11 protein-coding genes are annotated in these 19,148 nt (G+C 48.2%); 5 read left to right on the top strand and 6 right to left on the bottom strand.

Annotation, left to right across the window (positions count from 1 at the left end):
- Positions 1-249 precede the first annotated feature (249 nt).
- Together BMW71_RS12925 and porU2 are read left to right on the top strand one after the other, a co-directional pair.
- Positions 250-1,365, top strand: a complete 1,116-nt coding sequence (locus tag BMW71_RS12925) for a putative type IX sorting system protein PorV2 (RefSeq protein WP_092174912.1) — start codon at positions 250-252, stop codon at positions 1,363-1,365.
- Positions 1,328-6,400 carry a putative type IX secretion system sortase PorU2 gene (porU2, locus tag BMW71_RS12930; RefSeq protein ID WP_244891163.1) on the top strand — a complete coding sequence of 1,691 codons (5,073 nt, stop codon included), beginning with the start codon at positions 1,328-1,330 and terminating at the stop codon, positions 6,398-6,400. Before BMW71_RS12925 ends, porU2 begins: the two co-directional genes overlap by 38 nt.
- On the opposite strand, the gene BMW71_RS12935 is transcribed toward porU2, so the two are convergent.
- The gene (locus tag BMW71_RS12935; RefSeq protein WP_092174515.1) at positions 6,389-7,894 is read right to left on the bottom strand and encodes a hypothetical protein; all 1,506 of its coding nucleotides are present in this window, start codon (positions 7,892-7,894) and stop codon (positions 6,389-6,391) included. The two genes, porU2 and BMW71_RS12935, sit on opposite strands and share 12 nt — an antisense overlap.
- Positions 7,895-8,102: 208 nt before the next feature.
- Between BMW71_RS12935 and BMW71_RS12940 the strand changes: the two genes are divergently transcribed.
- A complete protein-coding gene (locus BMW71_RS12940) occupies positions 8,103-9,818 on the top strand; it encodes an Ig-like domain-containing protein (protein ID WP_092174518.1) in 1,716 nt (571 codons plus the stop codon).
- 105 nt (positions 9,819-9,923) lie between these two features.
- Positions 9,924-10,847, top strand: a complete 924-nt coding sequence (locus BMW71_RS12945) for a sugar phosphate isomerase/epimerase family protein (RefSeq protein WP_092174520.1) — start codon at positions 9,924-9,926, stop codon at positions 10,845-10,847.
- A gap of 67 nt (positions 10,848-10,914) precedes the next feature.
- On the opposite strand, the gene BMW71_RS12950 is transcribed toward BMW71_RS12945, so the two are convergent.
- The 5 genes from BMW71_RS12950 to BMW71_RS12965 form a co-directional block, all read right to left on the bottom strand.
- On the bottom strand, positions 10,915-12,384 hold the full coding sequence (locus BMW71_RS12950) for a DUF6600 domain-containing protein (protein ID WP_092174523.1): 1,470 nt from the start codon (positions 12,382-12,384) through the stop codon (positions 10,915-10,917).
- 163 nt (positions 12,385-12,547) lie between these two features.
- The gene (locus tag BMW71_RS23535) at positions 12,548-12,715 is read right to left on the bottom strand and encodes a Lacal_2735 family protein (RefSeq protein ID WP_143057618.1); all 168 of its coding nucleotides are present in this window, start codon (positions 12,713-12,715) and stop codon (positions 12,548-12,550) included.
- Between the two features lie 46 nt (positions 12,716-12,761).
- Positions 12,762-14,345, bottom strand: coding sequence for a toxin-antitoxin system YwqK family antitoxin (locus BMW71_RS12955; RefSeq protein WP_092174525.1), 1,584 nt, complete (start codon positions 14,343-14,345; stop codon positions 12,762-12,764).
- A 166-nt stretch (positions 14,346-14,511) separates the two neighbouring features.
- Positions 14,512-15,075 (bottom strand): hypothetical protein, encoded by a 564-nt coding sequence (locus BMW71_RS12960; protein WP_092174528.1) that lies wholly within the window; start codon positions 15,073-15,075, stop codon positions 14,512-14,514.
- A 13-nt stretch (positions 15,076-15,088) separates the two neighbouring features.
- Positions 15,089-16,087 carry a 3-oxoacyl-ACP synthase III family protein gene (locus tag BMW71_RS12965; RefSeq protein WP_092174530.1) on the bottom strand — a complete coding sequence of 333 codons (999 nt, stop codon included), beginning with the start codon at positions 16,085-16,087 and terminating at the stop codon, positions 15,089-15,091.
- A 451-nt stretch (positions 16,088-16,538) separates the two neighbouring features.
- Between BMW71_RS12965 and BMW71_RS12970 the strand changes: the two genes are divergently transcribed.
- A complete protein-coding gene (locus BMW71_RS12970) occupies positions 16,539-19,100 on the top strand; it encodes a malectin domain-containing carbohydrate-binding protein (protein WP_177179631.1) in 2,562 nt (853 codons plus the stop codon).
- The last annotated feature ends 48 nt before the right edge of the window (positions 19,101-19,148 follow it).

Raw genomic sequence — 19,148 nt, forward strand, 5'->3', positions numbered from 1 at the left:
CGACGTTATAAACGACTGTTTAGTAGCTATTAAGGACATAAATCATTAGCCAAGATGCAGGGATAATTTTCTCTTAATTATTACCGATTCACGAGTCAGGTTGAAATACGCATTGAAAAACCCAAACTCCGAACAGTTTTTTGTTCGCTTTTGAACATTACACACACGATCTGGCTGAATTTTTCCATTTGCTGCGTATTTCGATTGATTTTTTCTTTTTACTTTGCAGTGGAATTATTATTTAAACTTATGATTTCCAGGGCTTATTTTTATGTGTGGGTAGGTTTGGTGCTGTGTGGTTCCGTTAAGGCTCAGGGGATAGCGCCCAAGTACTCCAATGAATTTCTGACCATAGGGATAGGTGCCAGAGCCCTGGGTATGGGTGGGGCTCAGGTGGCTGCCGTGAAGGATGTGACCGCGGCCTATTGGAACCCTGCCGGCCTATTGGGAGTGGCTCACGAACACGAGTTTTCGCTCATGCATGCGGAATATTTTGCAGGGATTGCCTCGTATGATTACGCCGCGTATACCACCAATATACAGGAGGACAATCAGGTAGCGGTATCCATTATCCGATTTGGCGTGGACGATATTCCCGATACCCGTTTTTTGTACGATGCGAACGGTGCGTTGAATTATAACAATATTCAATACTTTAATGCGGCGGATTATGCATTGATTTTAAGCTACGCACGGGACATGAGCGATCATTTCAAGATGGGTGTAAATACAAAAATCATTCACCGCAATGTTGGTAAATTTGCAAAAGCATGGGGATTTGGGCTGGATTTTGGCGCCATTTACCTGGTGGATGGCTGGAGGTTTGGCTTTATGGCCAGGGATGTCACGACTACCTTCAATGCCTGGTCGCACGATGCCGCGATGGTCCGGGATATCTATGCGCAAACCCAGAACGAGATACCGGTAAATAGCATCGAACTTACCTTGCCCAAGGCCATTTTTAGCCTGGCCAAACGTTTTGAACTTGGAATGGATCTTGGCTTGTTGGCCGTTTTGGATCTGGATTTCTCGTTTGACGGGCAACGCAACTCCTTGTATGGAAGCAGCCTGTTCAATGTAGATCCCCGATTCGGTATGGAACTGGCCTACAAGGAAACCGCGTACCTTCGGATGGGCGCGGGAAATGTGCAGCGACTGAAAAACTTTGATGGGTCCTCGTACACTTCCCTGAAACCAGGTTTTGGCCTGGGGTTCCGCCTGAGTGAAAAGGTATTGGTAGATTATGCGCTTACCGATATAGGGAGTATTTCGGAGACTCCCTATTCGCATGTTTTTAGTGTAAAGGTTTCGTTGAACCCATTAAAAGATGATTTCAGAATATATAGCGGGTGGGAAAATGAATGATCTGTTGCGGAAAGGATGCTGTATGTTGCTGGTTTTTTTCTCCACGCACGCGCTCCTTACGGGGCAGGATAATCAGTGGATTGACTTTGGCAGCGATTACTATAAAATCCCCACGGCTTCGGACGGGGTGTTTCGGTTGAGCTACACCACGCTTGCTGCATCGGGTATTCCGGTAGAATCGATCGATCCGCGGGAAATTCGCGTTTTTCACAGAGGAAAAGAAGTGGCGGTGCACCTATCGGGGGAAGGGGATGGCTCCTTTGACCAGGGGGATTACCTGGAGTTTATTGGAAAGCGAAACGATGCCAGCATGGATCGGCAGCTCTACGAGAATCCGGATTGGATTCCAAACCCCTATTACAATACCCACTCCGATACGACGGCGTTTTTTTTAACCATTACCCCAGGGCAGCGGGGGCAAAGGATGCGCGTGGTAGCGCTGGATCAGGGTAGGGAAGAAGTGAGTAGCTTCCAACGAACAGCCCTTTCTTCGTTTGTAGAGCAATATTCTCTGGGGAGAGTATATTTTCCCGGTGTTCGCCTATCGGTTTACGATGAGGGTCAGGGATGGACTTCTTCCATCGTATCCAGGGGACTTAGCAGGTCCATCCTATATACGGGGTTGGCAGCTGTATCGGGGGCGGTGCCACCTAGGCTCGAGTTAAGCCTTTTGGGAAGGTCGGGAACGCCTCATCTTACCTCCGTTCGGGTAGGGCCTTCTGAAAATTCGCTTAGAGAATTGGGGAATTATGATTTCAAGGACTACGAGATTCGGCGGATTGAAGAAGAATTAACGGTTGCTGACATCTCTCCACAGGGAGATTTAGTGGTGCGGATTACCTCGTTGGGGGACAATAATGCCATTGACAACATCTCGGTAAACTATTCCAAGGTTACCTACCATGGCTCCGGAAAGGAAGGTGATTTTGAGAAAGAAACCTTTGGACTAGATGATGGCGGTGGCAAAATGCGATTGTCAGGACTCGATGACTCCTACCTGGCTTATGATATGGAAGATCCCGACAATCCAATAAAATTGGAAATGGAGCGGTCAGGAGATTTGCTTGAATTCCCCACCGGCCTTCCCGGAAAGCCCGCCAGCGTACTGGTTCAAAACCAGCGCCTGGTGAAGGAAATCAATGTGATGAAACGGGTAAGGTTCAGAAATTTTTTAGCACAAAATGCCAATTATCTGATAATCACGCATGCGTTGCTACGTCGACCTGCCGCAAATTATGGAGATCCGGTGGGAGCTTATGCTTCGTACAGGGCCACGCCCGCGGGCGGTGGGTTCGATACCCTGACGGTCACCGTTCAGGAATTATACGACCAGTTTTCCTACGGAGAAAGAACGCCCCTCGGCATTCGTAATTTTTTGAAGGCGTATCAAAGCCGATTCAGTCCGGAATACCTACTGTTAATTGGGAGGGCGTATGGCATGATCAATACCCGAAGGCAAGGAGGAGTAACTTATTTTTACCGGACAAACCCGGACCTTTTCGATTTTCAGGAATTAATTCCCTCTTTCGGCTATCCCTATTCCGATAACCGCTACGTCGTCGGCTTGGATCCAGGGTCTCCATTGGAACAACGGATCAGTATCGGACGCATTCCTGCCAGAACTCCGGATGATGTGGGCGCCTACCTGGACAAAATGAAGGAAAAAGACGCTCTGGGAGTCACCGAGCCCTGGCAAAAGGACCTGATTCATCTCAGTGGGGGGCGGTCGGCTTTTGAGTTGGAGCGTTTTTTTAATTTTCTAAACGGGTTTAAAGCCGTCGCCGAGGATATTTATTTGGGAGGCAATGTTGCCACCGTCCGAAAGCGATCCAATGCAACAACGGAGCTAATCAATATATCGGAAGAGATCAATCAGGGTGTAGGATTGGTTACGTTTTTTGGGCATGCGGCTCCTTCTACTACCGATATCGATATCGGATTTGCCAGTGTGAATGAAATGGGTTACCGAAATAAAGGGAAATACCCGGTGCTTTTACTGAACGGTTGTGATGCCGGAAATGCGTACGGGGATGCCTATACCTTCGGGGAGGACTGGATCGTGACTCCGGAAAGGGGGGCGTCCAATTTTCTGGCACATGCCGACATTGGCATCGATGTGTATTTACGACGGTACAGTGAATCCTTCTATGCGCGGGCGTTTGCCGATTCTTCCCTGATTCACCAAAGCCTGGGGAAAGTCAAAATAGAGGCCGAAAAACTACTGTATAGCCGGTATGGAACCTCGGAGGTGAATCAATCGCACGCAAACCAAATCATTATGTTGGGAGACCCTGCTGCCCGAATGTTTCCCGCAAATAAGCCCGATTATGCCCTGTACCCGGATGAAGCCCGGCTACGGGGACTGGGCGGTGATCCCTTGAATTCCCTGTCTGATTCCCTGGAGCTATCTCTGGTGGCCAGAAATCTGGGAATGGTGCTTTTGGATTCGGTGACGCTGGACATCGAACGGCAATTGCCTGACGGCACCTTGACCCGACTCGATACCCGAAATCTCCGTCCTGTTTTTAGAAAAGATAGCCTTTTTATAACCATTCCTAACACGGGAATCAATTCTTTTGGTGACAACCTCTTTACCGTTGCGCTGAACAAGGGACGTGAACCGGACGAAATGACTTTCGCTAACAATTCCGTATCGGTCTCTTTTTTCGTTCCATTGAGCGGTACGTTAAATTTGTTTCCCCTGGAGTTTGGCATCGTCAGCGAACGCTCTTTTGAACTGGTGGCGCAGATACCGGGTCTTGCCCGGGAAGAAAGAAACCTGGTCATCCAATTGGATACGGCGGCTGATTTTTCCAGTCCGAGAAGAAAGGAAGTTCGGATCACTACCGATAATCTGGCCAGGTGGGCTGTGGACCTGTTTGAGGACCTTCCCCTACAGGACTCCCTGACGTTTTATTGGCGAACCCGGTTTTTGGAGCCCAGGGATGGCGAAAATGCAGCCTGGAATACAAGCAGTTTTTCCTTTATTCAAAACGGTCCTGAGGGCTGGACCCAGCGGCGCCTTCCGCAGTTTGCCGGCAATCAACTGGATCAGCTTACGCTTGATTTATCCAAAAGGGAATGGCAATTTCAGGAAACCGCGCTGAATATTGACGTGTTTACGTTTGGGGCCGATACCGAGGGATACAGCGTGGAAAACACGCAAATCATGCTGAATGGGGTAGCGTATATTTTGGATACATTCAATCGGTTTTGTCCGAATGGCTCCCTCGGACTCATGGCCTTTGACCACCAGACCCTCGAACCCTATTTGCCGGTTCCTTTGGTGACTGTTGACGTATTGGATCCCAGATCCTGCGGTCGGGTACCGCAAGTAATCCAAAGTATTCGCAATGCATCCATTGTAGGGGAAGGGCAGACCATGCTGTTGGATTTTGTGGACGGCATGAAACCGGACGATTACGTGATTATTTTTTCTGTAGGCAATGTCACCTTTTCAGACTGGCCGGATGCGGCCTATCTGAAATTAAAAGAATTAGGGGCTAACGAGGCCACCCTGCGAAATTTGGAAACAGGAGACCCATATATTCTATTCGGTCGCAAAGGCATGAACCCGGGGGAAGCGATTGAGGTGGTGCCGGATACCGACGCCGAATTACCACGAGATTCCCAGGTGATTAATTTTGAAACAGCTATCACGGGGTACTTTCCATCGGGAAGAATTTTGTCTCCCAAAATTGGTCCCGCGGCAGATTGGGTTAGTTTTTTTAATGAAATCAACGGGAAAGAGCTCTATCTCCCCGAAACGGGTAGTATGGATGTGGTCGGCGTTACGCCGGAGGGAGGGGAAGTGTCGCTGCGCTCAAATGTTGGTGACGCACCGCTGGATCTTTCCGCATTTAGTGCAACCGACTACCCCTTCCTGAGATTAAGGTATTCCCTGGAGGATCTACCGGAAAACTCCTTACCCCAATTGGCAAAATGGCAGGTTAATTATACCGGTGTGCCAGAAGGGGTGTTGGTACTTAAAGATAAACGAAACGAATCGATCCTTCGGGAAGGGGAGGAAGACGAGTTGGCCTTCGAATTTGTAAATATTTCCAGGCATTCGTTTCCCGATTCGATCACCATTGATTATACCTTTCAGAATCAGGAACGGCGAAGTATCGAGCGAAGTAGTCTGAAAATTGGGCCCGCGCAAGCCGGTGAGGCAGTTGCCTTTACCCTGCCATTCGATTCCAGGGGTCGGCCGGGAAGCAATTCCCTGAACGTTTTTGCCAACCCCCGGATTTTCCCGGAACAGTTGTACAGAAACAACGTGTTGGATCTGCCCGGATTTTTTAAGGTGCAGGGAGATGATCTAAACCCGGTACTGGATGTCAACTTTGACGGACGATACATCATGAATGGCGATATTGTGTCGCCAAACGTGATCATTTCTGCCCTCGTAAAGGACGAAAACAAGATTGCACTAAAGAAGGATACATTGGGGATGGAACTCCTGTTACGCAAGCCCTGTGAAACCTGTGATTTTGAAAAAATTTCCTTTAGTGATCCGAGGGTGAAGTGGTTCGAGGCTACCGAAAATGCGGATTTTAAAATTGAATTCCAACCCGGTCCCCTGGAGGATGGCCGGTATGCCCTGCGAATCAATGCGATGGATGCATCCCGGAATCAGGCAGGAACGGAACCTTACGAGGTAAGTTTCGAAGTCATCAACGAAAGCCAAATTACGCATTTTTATCCCTACCCCAACCCCTTTAGTAACCGGGTGCGTTTTGTTTTTACGCTCACTGGGGCTGAAATTCCGGACGAGATAAAGATCCAAATCATGACCGTTAGTGGCAAGGTAGTAAAGGAAATTTTCCAGGATGAGTTGGGTCCGGTAACTATCGGGAACAATATTTCTGCCTATGCCTGGGATGGAAAAGATGAATTTGGCGATCAGTTGGCAAATGGCGTGTACATTTACCGGGTATTGGTCAGGAAAAACGGACAGTTTATGGAGCTTCGGGATAGTGCAGGCGATAAAGCCTTTAAAAAAGGGTACGGGAAAATGTATCTACTTCGGTAAACTCGCTGAGTAAAGGATCAGTGTTTCCCCGTCTATAAGGCGATGAACAGAAGGATTTTCAGCCACTTGCTTCCAAAAAGTGTCCGGTTTGAAAAGGACGATCACCGCCGTCCCCTGCATGAGGGAGTTTAGGGATTCCTGCCGCTGCTCCAGCATTTTGTCCGGGGCTAGCGGTTCGTTTTTTCCGTTGATAAACGCAAATGCAGGGTCCAGACGAATCACCTCTTTGTCTCGATAAGACAGCATCAGCTTTTCGGGGTAGTCTGTTCGTATTTCTATCCGCTTGCCTTTGAGCAGGTTTACGATATTCCTTTTCAAGTCACTGTGGTGAAACGAACGGGCTTCCACAAGGGATGCAACGTCTTCCCGTTGCCAAAGCAACAGGTGGCCGACCAGGGTATGACCGGCCACAAGCAGTGCTACAAGGAGCAGCATCTTCGGCCGTTTAATTCGAAGTAAAAATAGCCATAGCGACCAGGAAACTACCAGTAGGTAAGGAAATAGCGTACGGTAATTGACTTCTCGAAAACCGGACCACTGTTGAAAACCCAGAAAAAACAGGGAGTAGATGGTGCCGAAAAGCAAAAGGGCATATCGTTTGTTGCCTGATTTATTTTTATGTCCGATCAGAAACAGAACGAGAAACGCGAGCCAGGCTATTCCCAGTACAAACGCGAGCATTCTCGGTATGTATTGGCTCAGTGTATCGGAAACGACGAGCCCCAGCGTTACCTGCATCCAGGTCGCGAAGTTTTCATAAAACAAAGGGGCCGCATCCAGTCCACTAGCGATGGGAGATGGGGAATCCCCCAGGTGGTAGGAAAGGATGTTGTCCGGGATCGCCCATTGGTAAATCAGCCAGGAGAGCAGCGTGGTACCTGCGACCAAAAGCCAGCCTTTTTTACGCTCGATAAAACTCCAAATCACCAAAAAAGGGATTAAAAACAAGGCATTGAGTTTTACCCAGATCAACAGGGCAGACAAATTAGCTATTGCTGGCAAGTAATAGTCTTCTCCCTTACTTCCCCAAACGAACAGGTATAGCCAAAGGAGTAGCAGTAGGTAAAAAAGGCTGTCGGCGTGGGCACTTCCGATTACCCGGAAGGACCACCACGACAGCAGGCTGATCCCGAACGTATAGAATATCAACGAAAAATAATCGCCCGCCTTCCTGGCGATTTTAACGACCATCCAAATCGCTCCCCCGAATACCAGTACATTCAGCACCAGGATCCTGTCAATAAGCGGAATGAGAGAAAGGGGAGGCTGGGATAGAAGGAAAGGGTAAAATGGGGACAAGGAGGAAAGCAAGTAGGGAAAGCCCTCGCTGAGTCTTGCATAACTCAGGGAGTCGGGAGACAGGTAGGATCCGAATTTCCAGAAACTAGCGGCTGAACTAAGGATCAACAGGCCCAATACTAGTTTAAGAATCGATAAGAGGGGGCCATTTCCTTTTATGTCAGGAGACAATTTTTTGTTTTCGGGGTTCTCCATGGTGGGTTTTTGGATTGGGACAGTGCAGGTCGCCTGCGATTCATTATGGTAATTTATAAAATTTAATTATATTTTTATCCGTTTTTTGGTTAATTTTATGTTCCAAATCTAATAAATAGTGCTTAATAATTTTGTGATCGACAATTTCGTTTGTAAGAAATTCAATTATTTGCATAGATTGGTTGAAGGGTAGCGAAAACAAAAAATAATGGTCAATTCGATCATGCCGCGGACTTTTTTTTATCGGCAAAAACTTTCTCATTGGAAAGTTTTTACCTGGATCGTTGCTGCCTTTTTGGTCAATCATCTATCTGCCTTTTCCCAAAGTCATGGCGGTGCCACCCGAATTTACACCGATTATGACGGCTTTTGGACATCGGCCACCGGCGCTATTAATCCAGTGCAACCGGACGACTCGCACCATTTGCTTGGATTTACCTGGCAAGGAACGGTTTATTCCACCGGGGTGAACGATTCACAAATGACATTGGAGGGCGTTTCCTATTCTCCCCAGGTATACCAGGCCTTTCCGGTACGGAATGTGCAAGCGAAAAGTTCGGGGACGTATATTGGATTGGGTCAGATTTACGATGGAGTGAATGATGGAATTTCCAGTCCACCGCCTTTTTCTGTACCCCCAAACCTTTCTGGATTTCTTACAGATGGTCTTCAGGGTTTGGATTACGGTACCGGGGTAGCCAATGTTGCCGCAGGGAATGTTATTTTCGATTTTTCGGGAATTATTGATCCCTTGCAGATAGGTGACGGAATTCCGGATATCCTGGTTACCCAGTTTGCAAACCCCAGTGGCACCCTGGATGAGATATTTCTTACCGATGCGTCCGGAAATCAGGTGGGTAATTCGCTGACCATTAATCACAATGGGATAGCGGTTTTGGGGCAATGGATTGCGGATTTTTACGAATTGAATGGAAATTCGGCTGCATTTACCAATGAATCAAGGGACTTACGTTTGTGGGTGGCAGATCTCGAGTCCTTTGGTATCAACATGGGAAACTACGAAACGGTGCGAAGCCTCCGGTACCGGCTAAATGGAAGTAGTGATTTGGCCTTTGCTGCATACAAGGTAGGGGTCTTTGATATTGTTGCAGCGAATAACGACGAAGGTATCACCACGATGGAGGAACCAGTTGTCTTAGACGTTTTGGAAAACGATCTGCCAGAGGGTCTTTTGGATCCTACGTACCTGACCATTTTGGCACATCCGGCGAATGGCTCGCTGTCCGTGGACACGAATACCGGCACCATTTCCTACACACCCAATCCCGAGTTCTTTGGAATGGATCAGTTTACCTACGAAATTTGTGGAGCCGGTGGTTTGCAATGCGACGAGGCCCTCGTTACCATAGAGGTTCAGCAAATATTCCTGCCGGTTGACCTATTGAATTTTTCCGGTACGGTACACCAGGGAAAGGGGATTGCATTGAAGTGGGCCACTGCTTTTGAAAAAAATTCCTGGTACTACCAGATACAATCGTCGACCGACGGTAAAAACTGGGTCGTGCAGGGAGAAGTGGAAGGAGCAGGGTTTTCGAGCAAAACCACTACCTATCGCCATTTTTTGCCCTTATCAGGAGATGGAAATGTCTTTTTTCGGCTTCGGCAGGTGGATCAGGATGGAAAGACCACCTACTCGGAGGTTTGGGCAGCAAATTTTGAACGAACACAACCCAGGGAGTTGAAGGTGTATCCCAATCCCTCCGATAGGGAGCTTTGGCTGGATGGGGGCGATTCTTGCGAGGAAGAAATTCGGATCTATGACCTATTTGGGCGGGAAAAGACAAATTTGATAAAATGTGTCACCGACGCCCCCTGCCTGAATCGTCTGGAAATTGACCGCTTGCCACAGGGAATTTATATTGGCATTCGGGGCGAAGAGTTCTTTCGATTCGAAAAGAATTGATTGACTCAAGGGTGAGAAGCTGGAATGGGCAATTTTTTTTGTAGATTTAACCGCCTATCGGGCGTTTTTTCGATCAAATAACCATTCCATGTTTCCCAAAAACACATGAAGACCAACAGAAGAAATGTAGTGAAGTGTATGGGCCTGGGTGCCCTGGGAGCATTTGCTCCGGCTCCCGCCTTTTCCAGTTCCCCAAAGAAATCTACGTTTAGTTATTGCCTAAACACCAGCACCATCCGCGGTCAGCAGCCGGGGCTGCTTCGGTACATAGAGATTGCTGCAGAAGCCGGATACGATGGTATCGAGGTCTGGGTAGACGATGTAAAGAAGTTTCTTTCGGAAGGACACAGTACAGAAGCATTAAAGCAACTCTTTCGGCAGCATGGGCTCCGCGTGGAAAATGCCATCGGATTTGCTCCCTGGATGGCTTCCGATGAATCCAAAAGCAAGGCAGGTTTTCGGCAGATGGAGGAAGAAATGAACATGCTTGCAGAAATAGGCTGCTACAGGGTAGCCGCACCGGGTATTGGGGCGGAGGCACCAGTCGATTTGATGGCGGCTGGGAGAAAATACAAGGCGTTATTGGATTTGGGTAGAAAGACGGGCGTGATGCCCCAACTTGAGTTTTGGGGGGCCTTTGCACCCTTTCATCACCTGGGTCAGATTTTGATGGTGGCAGCGGTGGCCAATGATCCGGATGTTCGATTGCTTCCAGATGTGTATCATTTGTACCGGGGAGGGTCCGGATTTGATGGATTGAAACTCATTCGTGGTCAAGCCATCGAAATATTCCATATGAACGATTACCCGGCCTCCATTCCACGCGAGAAGCAGCAGGACAGGGACCGCGTTTATCCCGGGGATGGTGTGGCACCTTTGTCGCAAATACTTCGCGATCTGAGGGAAATGGGCGGAGACAAAGTCCTTTCGCTGGAACTTTTTAATCCCTCTTATTGGGAAAGGGATCCGTTGGAAGTGGCAAAAACAGGACTCTTGAAAATGAAAAACGCCGTAAAGGCGTCTTCCTGAGGGCTGCCGCCAGGCTAGTCACAAAAAAAGGCGGTTGCAAACCGCCTTTTTTTGTGACTACAATCGACTAGTTACCTCTTCGGGAGCGCTGACTGGAAGCTGCAGGCGCGCTGCGTTGGGTTCTTGGCGTAGAAGGCGCCACCCTGCGCGGTGTTCCGCTACTACCCCTGTTTTGGTAGGTTCGGGTAGAACGGGTAGCCGGCGCGCTTCTAAGGGTTCTGTTTTGGCTAGCCGGTGCCGAACTCCTTATTCGGGAGGTATTTTCAGGCTTTGCTGTCCGAACCTGGCCTTGGGCCGGTCGGCTGCGCTGTATCGTTGGCGCAGCAGATCTAGTGTTTCGGTGTACCGTAGATGGCTGTCTGCTGGCGTTTACCCGTGGTTGAGAAGGGGCGGATCTAACCGTGGGCTGGGAAGGCGCGCTGCTCCGTGGAGCGACGGTCGTAGTCCTGGACCGCGCATAGGGTTGGGAACGGTCCGCTGCGGGTACCTCTCTTCGATTCGGGCTAACGGCTCGGTTTGTATAGGTGGCGCCCCCGCGCGTGCCGCCGGTATCGGACCCAATTCGTGCGGGAGATACCGCCTGATTGCTCCGTGCTGACCGGCTGTCCCGAATATTCCCGTCTTTGAGCGTTTCGGATCTTACGGTATTTGCCGGTGTGCTACCGGGTACTATTGCCCTTCTTTGCGGTTGAACCCGTTCTGCGTTTCGGCTACGGTACTCGGTGGAAGGGATATAGTTTCTCGGCCTGGCCTGACCCTGACTGTTACGATTCCTCACCTGCTCAGGCTGTATCCGAGGTCGGTATAGCTCTATGTTGTTGTTGCTTACGGCGGTTCTTCCAGGTCTTCGTCCTTCCCTTACCTGGAATACCGGTACGTCTCGTCGGGTTACCTGCTGCAACTCTCGTCTACTTGGCCCGGCAATGTAGTTCTGATTGTTGTAGACATAGGTATTGTTGATCACCGTCGTTTGCTGGTAGATGACGTTGACGTTTCTACCCGGCAGGTAATAGCGGAAAAGGTTTCGGCTTAGCAAGCGTCGCCTTGGAACAAATACCCAATGGCTGTACACAGGAAATCGAAACGAGGTGTAGAAGCTAACCCGTGGTCCCAGGGGAAACCATCCATAGTATCCACTCCCGGTTCTCCAATTGACCCAGGCGGGCCCCCATTCGTACCCAGGAATCCAGGCCCACCCATAAAGGTCACTAAAGAACCATCTTCCGTAGTGGAAGGGCGCCCAGCCCCAATCGTAATGGGAGACCCAGGTATTGCCGTAGGTCGACATGACCCAATGTCCATTGGTCCGGTAGGGTTGAAAGCCCCTTTCGGCGTATGGAATCCATATGAACCCATAATGCGGGTCCTCTACCCAGTCTCCATAGGGACTAAGCTCTTCATAGAAAACCTGAAAGGAAACAGCAAACGGAGAAGCCTGGCTAGTCCTGTTTCCGGCAAACAAAAACAGCAACATACCCACAATGACAAACCCTACAAATTTCTCCGAAAGCGATGAATTGATTCTGAACGTTTTCATGGCGCATAACAATTTGTTGTTAGGAATGTATACGGCAATAAGTGTACCATGTTTCGCTAATGGGTTCATTACAAAATATTATATTGAAAAAATAGATTTTTAATACTAAAAAATAGGATGGTATACGAAAAAAATCACAAAAAAAGCTGGATTTACCAGCTAATTATTTCTTGAGGGCGTCTATCTTTTTTGCAACCTCTTCGGCTTGCGCCATCAGGTCATCTGCCAGTGCTCTGTTTTGATGAGAGGCTTTGTGGGCTTTCTCCATCAGGCTTTTATAGGTTTCCTGTAATTTTTCTACTTCCGATTTTTTCTTGAATAGACCAAACATATCTTCTTTTTCTATAAAAACCGCGATGCGCGCAGTTTGTTCGGAATTAGTTGAAATCCTGAAACAAATCGCTTTCCTCAGGGATATTTTCCGGCACGACCTCGTCTTCTTTGAAGTTGATGATGTCTTCCAGATTCCCTGAGCGGGTAAAATACTTCCAGGCCCCATTTTTCTTTCCTTCCACCATCTGTCCCTCGGAAGCTAGTTTTCCGTTGTCATGGTAGTATTTCCAGGTGCCTTCTGCTTTCCCGGACTTGTAATTGCCCTCCGATTCCTTTTGCCCATTGATGTAGTATGTCAGCCGGGTACCGTTGCCGTCGGTCAATGTTCCGGCGTCCAGTGTTTCGGTACCTTCATAATTATTGTACGCACTGACGTTCATTAGTCTGCCAAACTCCCAGGTTTCTTCCTGGGTAAGTTGCTTGTTGTCGTAAAATAGGCCCCACATGCCGTCTTCTTTCCCAAGCAAATAGCTTCCGACTGACTTTAGCTGCCCTCCGTCGTAGTAGTAAAACCACTGTCCGGTCTCGTTTCCAAGTTGGTAGCTGCCCTCCGCTATGAGAATACCTATTTTGTTAAAGTACTTCCAAAGCCCCGACTTGAGATCGTTTTTGTATTCACCGATGGAATAGAGTTTTCCTTCCGGATAGTAACTTTTCCATACGCCTGTACGAAAGCCATTTTCGTATTGTCCCCGAACGGAAGGTTTGCCGTTGCTGTGGTTTTCGATGTAGTCGCCGACCGGTACGCCCAGGTCGTAGGTAACCTTTTTAGATAAGGATTTATCCGGGAAAAACTCCTCCCACATTCCTACCGGAATGTTGTTTTCGTATTTCTCCGTGCGAGCGACCCGTCGGTTTTCGTAATAATAGGTCCAGGTACCGGTTTTATTCCCCGAATCGTCAAAATTTTTCTCGGATTCTTTGATCCCCGTATCCGGAAAGAAACTCACCCATTCACCTACTTTCTTGCCCGAATCATAGGTGCCTTGTTCCTGGATTCGCCCAGAGGGAGAATATCGCTTAAATTCTCCGTGCGGTTGGTTGTTTTGGTAGGAGGTTTCGACAACCAACTCCCCAAAAGGAGAATATTCTTTATACGCTCCGTCCTTCACGCTTTCCTTGTACTGGATTTCCACTGCCTTTTCTCCGTTCTCGTAGTAAAAAATCCAGGTGCCCGAACGCTTGCCGGCGGTATAGTTACCTTCCGTCTTTACCTGCCTTGGGTTGGAAAATCCAGACGCACCTTGGTTGCCGTAGTATTCCTTGTAGGGGCCGATCAATACGCTATCCTGATAAACGGCTTGTTTGATCAGCGCCCCTCCAAGGTCAAATTCCTGGTAGGCGCCGTTGAGACGGTTATCTTTGTATTCGGCCACGATTCGCTTCTGGCGATTGGAAAAATAACTGATCCACTGCCCGTCTTTCACTCCCTTGTCGAAGGTGCCTTGCTGGATCAGGGTTTGGGTTTTTGGGTTAATGAACTTCCAGAGGCCGTCCATTTTATTGTTCACCATGACCCCGTTACCCATGAGTGTGGAGTCCTTGTTGTACAGGTTGACCATTTGACCTTGTCCAAAAGCGAATTCCATAAAAAAGACGGTGGCGAGACAGGCAAATAGGTATTTCATGAGCGATTTCAATCGATTTATAAAGGTCTTACGGATTGGGCCCGTTCTTGGTTCCAATTTACGGGATATAGTTAAAAAACTTTATTTAGTTTGGAAAAACTTTCATGTTTTTTGTTTTTTATCGTTTTAGTCGATTTTTTCTTGTTTTTGATTGCTAGGCTACGATCTATTTCCGAAGCAGGGAATACAACCGCTTGATCTCCAGTGATACATCCTGTATTACCTGGTCTGGCTCGGTAATCGGCAGGGTTTTGATCAACTGAAGGTGGGAATAGTGGAGCAGGTGTTCCGGCAGGTATTGGACCTCAAAGGGCCCTATTTTACCCTGGTCGATGATTTGCTGGTAGTTCCACCGATCGGCTTTGCAGAGGTTAAATTCGTACTGCGTTAATTTTTCTACCCGGGATGTCCGAAGAAAGGGGTGTATCCGGCCAAGGTAGAGTTGGAGAAATAGGCCTCTTCCCCACCAATGCAATACCCGAATATTCAGGCCAGATTCCGGATCAAAGTCCCGAATGATATCCAGCACCTGGTAGGGGCAGTGCTGCAGTTCGTTTCCCTTGCTGATTTTTATTCCTTTTTGACCTGCGTGGATTTCCGTCAAATCAACCGACCCGACCCGATTGCCTACTTCTGAAAAAATAGCCACAAATAGTTTTTTAGCAGCACTGATTTTTTCAAAAAGTTCCCGTTCCCGGGTAATGGAAAGCAATGAGGCGAAGCTGTACATGGTATTTATTTCGTTACCAGCGAATGAGCGCCGATGCCCAGGTAAACCCGCTCCCAAATGCAGCCAGGCAAATCAGGTCCTGCGGATGAATTTTTTCCTGGATCAAGGCTTCCGAAATCGCTATGGGAATGGTCGCTGCGGTGGTGTTGCCATAATGGGTGATGTTGTTGTAGACTTGCCGGTCTTCCAGACCCAGCTTGGCCTGTATGTATTGGCTTATGCGCAGGTTTGCCTGGTGCGGAATGAGCAAATCCAGGTCTTTTGGTTCTTTTTTGTTGGCCTGCAGCGCTTCCCGAATAACCTCGTCAAACCGCACGACCGCATGCTTGAAAACGGCATTGCCATTCATTGATAGGTTGAACGATCCTGAATCGATTAATTCCTTCGATATGCGCGTTTCCCGGCTGCTTCCCGGGTCTTTTACATACAGTTCTTCCGCATGATCCCCGTCCGCATGCAGGTGGGTTGAGAGAATACCTCGTCCGGGTTCATCGGTGGCCTCCAGGACGACAGCGCCGGCACCGTCTGCAAAAATAACTGCGGAGGAGCGCCCTTCGTCACTTTTGTCCAGTGCAGAGGATTGGATTTCTGCCCCCACTACCAGAATTCGCCGGTACATACCGGTCTTGATAAACTGGTCGGCGATCGAAAGCGCGTAGATAAAACCCGAGCAGGCATTTCGTATATCCAGAGCACCGATTCCCTGCAGACCAAGTTCCCGCTGCAACAGCACGCCGTTTCCGGGAATGAAATAGTCTGGAGTGATGGTGGCAAATACGATGAAATCAATGGACTCGGCTGTCAATCCGGCGTTTTTGAGGGCCATTTCCGAGGCTTCTTTGGCCATGCTGGTTACCGTTTCCTTTCCCGGAGTAAACCACCTTCGTTCCCGGATACCTGTGCGTTCGACGATCCAAGCGTCATTGGTATTCATCATGGAGGAAAGATCCTCGTTGGTCACGATTCGCTCAGGGAGGTAGTGTCCTGCTCCGGTAATTCGGGAATGCTTCATGTTTCGGAATGGCGATTTCTTTTCTTGGCAAATAGGGCATTTTAAATGTAAAAATCAATTTTGGCATTGATTATGAAATCGGACGCTCGGAAAAGCGGCTTGATTCACCTGGTTATTGCTGCTCATACTGAAATAATAGCGAATAGAATTTTGTTTGATGGCGGTTTATTCCAAGCTGCTTTTTTGACGTTCATTTGGTGATAATTGAGTGTTAATTGATTCAGCGACGTTTAGGCAGAATTTTGACCGTTGGGACTGTAAAAAGTATTTTTATCCCTTCTTGTTTTTTGAAATTAAATTTTGTTTATTTTAAAAAATACACATAAATCAGAAAAATATATTGTTGTATTTAAAATACAAATTAGATTATTTGTAATCATTAAATACATTAAAAAGGCAATAAGTTTCTTTTTTTTACGAATAAATGCTGACAGATCTAACCACAAGTAACATGATTCAGGTAGTGCATAACCGACGGATAGCCGATCCACTGAGTGTGCGTAGGGTGCTTAACGTAGCCTTTGCGGTCATTCTCGCCAATTTTGTTTTATTGAATGCTACGCGTGCTGATGCGCACACCCTAAAAAATACAAGGCGTAGTAGTCGCGTTCTCGTTCAGGACTCCGTCCCATCTAACCGGCTAGGGGAACAATTATGGAGCACCGGCCACGAAAGTGGCTCACAAGCGGATTGGTTTGTGAATGGCGGCGGCGGTGAGTTTAATAGCAATACCGGCAACAGTTTCGTCAGCACGGAGCTGGCCAGAACGGGAAACTACGCATTAAAGATGTCCATAAATACCACAAAGGGGGGAGGGCATGCCACAAGAAACTACCGCTGGAAAGAAATATCCGAGCACAACGATTTAATTTTTACACAGTATTTCTATTTTCCTAACCGGATCGATTTTGACCGAAATAACAATTGGTTTAATCTAATCCAAACCAAAGGCGTCAAGTTCGCACCGGGAGGGGCCGGTACCGGTCCGGATCAGATCAATTTGCCGCATTATGTGCTCGGATTGGAAGTACGTGGAGGAGCAGGTAGTGGAGGGGCAAATTACCTGAGCCTTGCCGACCTACAGAAATTTTGGGGAAGCAACCCGGACGTTACATGGAAAGCCCCGGCGGGCATTGACCTGCCCGTCGGGAAGTGGGTAAAAATCCAACTGAGAATTATTCAGGATCGGGGTGATAAGGGCAGGGTACTCGTTTGGCAGGACGATACGCTGATTATTGATACCGGTTTTCGCAATACCCTGAAGCCGGACGTGGACGTAAACATGTTCAGCATCAATGCCTATGCTGATAAAACTTTTCCGCATGTGACGAACATTTTCCTCGACGATCTTTCGATCAATTTGCCCGGAATGCCGGAAGTGGAAAAAGAACCGGAGCCGTTGACAGCACCTCAGGCAGCTATTGTTTCACCTCGGAATGAAACGGTCATTACAGAAGGGGACGGGCTTACCATCGAAACACAGGTAGCTACTGATCCTCGTGCTGGGATTTCTCAGGTAGCATTTTTTAGCAATGACACGTGGATGGGTGCCACCGAAACAGCGCCTTATGATTTTTCCATTCCCTCCCTCCCAGCGGGAAGCTACCGGCTTAGAGCAAAAATATGGGATACGAAAGGAAATGTTTCAAATTCAGAAGAAGTAAACCTACTGGTGTTGGCAAAATCACCCGTACAAAGCGACGTGCCGGAATCGGTTCCCGAGGAGCAAGAGGAGATATCCGTTCACTATGGATTTGGATCTAATGATGCCGTGACCTTTGAGGGAGTAGTTTTTGCGCGGGATCCAGGGCCAACGCTTTTTTCCGGGACGTCGTATACGTTTAGTAATCCCGAGGCAAGTGACCTTCCTCTGTACCAACAAGAGCGAAATTCCCCGGATCTACGGCTTAAAATACCGGTAAAAAATGGTCGATATACGGTCATTACCCATCATAACGAACTGTGGTTCGGTAAACGAGGTCCGGCTGCGGGTCCCGGCAAACGGGTGTTTTCCATTGAGATGGAGGGTAATAATGTAAAAGAGGCTTTGGATCTTTACCGCGAGAGCAACAACGCTCCCCTGAAGTTGACGTTTCGGGACATAGAGGTAGCGGATGGAGTGTTGGACATTCGCATGCTAGCCCGATTTAATCGGGCCACGCTTTCGGGGATTTCGATTATTTATCAAGAGCAGGACGCGCCAAACACAGCGCCTGTTAAAAACACCTTTCAACTCTCCCTGAATACGGGTTCCTCCAAATCCACTGTATTTGGTACCGAGGAGTTTTTGGGAGAGATTGGGTCGGTTGATTTCTTTAATTCACCAACTACCTACCAGGCAACGACTGCAAGTAGCGAAGAATTATTTCAATCGGAGCGACATGGGCTTAACCTAACGTACAAAATCCCGGTACCTAACGGTACGTATGTGGTGAAAACCTATCACAACGAGCTCTGGTTTGGTAAGGAAGGCCCTACGGCCGGCGCTGGCCGAAGGGTGTTCAGCATCTCGCTGGAAGGCAAGCAGGTGAAACGTAACTTGGATTTATTTTTAGTAAGCAATAATCAGCCGCTAGAGCTGGTTTTTGAGGAAGTGGTGGTTCAAGATGGACTGCTGGAGTTGGCGCTAGAGGCATCTGCCAACCGGGCCACAATTTCAGGCATTTCTATTTTTGGCAGCAATTCCTCCTCCGGTACGCACCTTCGGGTTGCGCAAAACCAAGAGCAGCCTGTACATGAATTAACAGGAGCAGCTTCTGTTGGTCGGATTTCCTTGTATCCCAACCCTGCACAGGACCGGATTTTCCTGGAGGGAAGTACAACGGATTTTCAGCAATTTCTGATTCACGATAGTTTGGGCAATCTATTGTTTCGGTACGATGCTGCTACGCTTCAAAAGGAAGGCCAGGGGTACCTGCTTTCCTTACCAGGTATCAAGGAGGGCGTCTACCTTATCAGCATTGTGAAAATGGATAATTCCGTGAAACGGCTACGTTTTTTGGTGGTTTCCTAAATTGGAAAAATGATGCGAGGTCGATTTCCCCAGTGGAGTCGACCTCGC

Source organism: Cyclobacterium xiamenense, from assembly GCF_900109255.1.
GTDB lineage: Bacteria > Bacteroidota > Bacteroidia > Cytophagales > Cyclobacteriaceae > Cyclobacterium > Cyclobacterium xiamenense.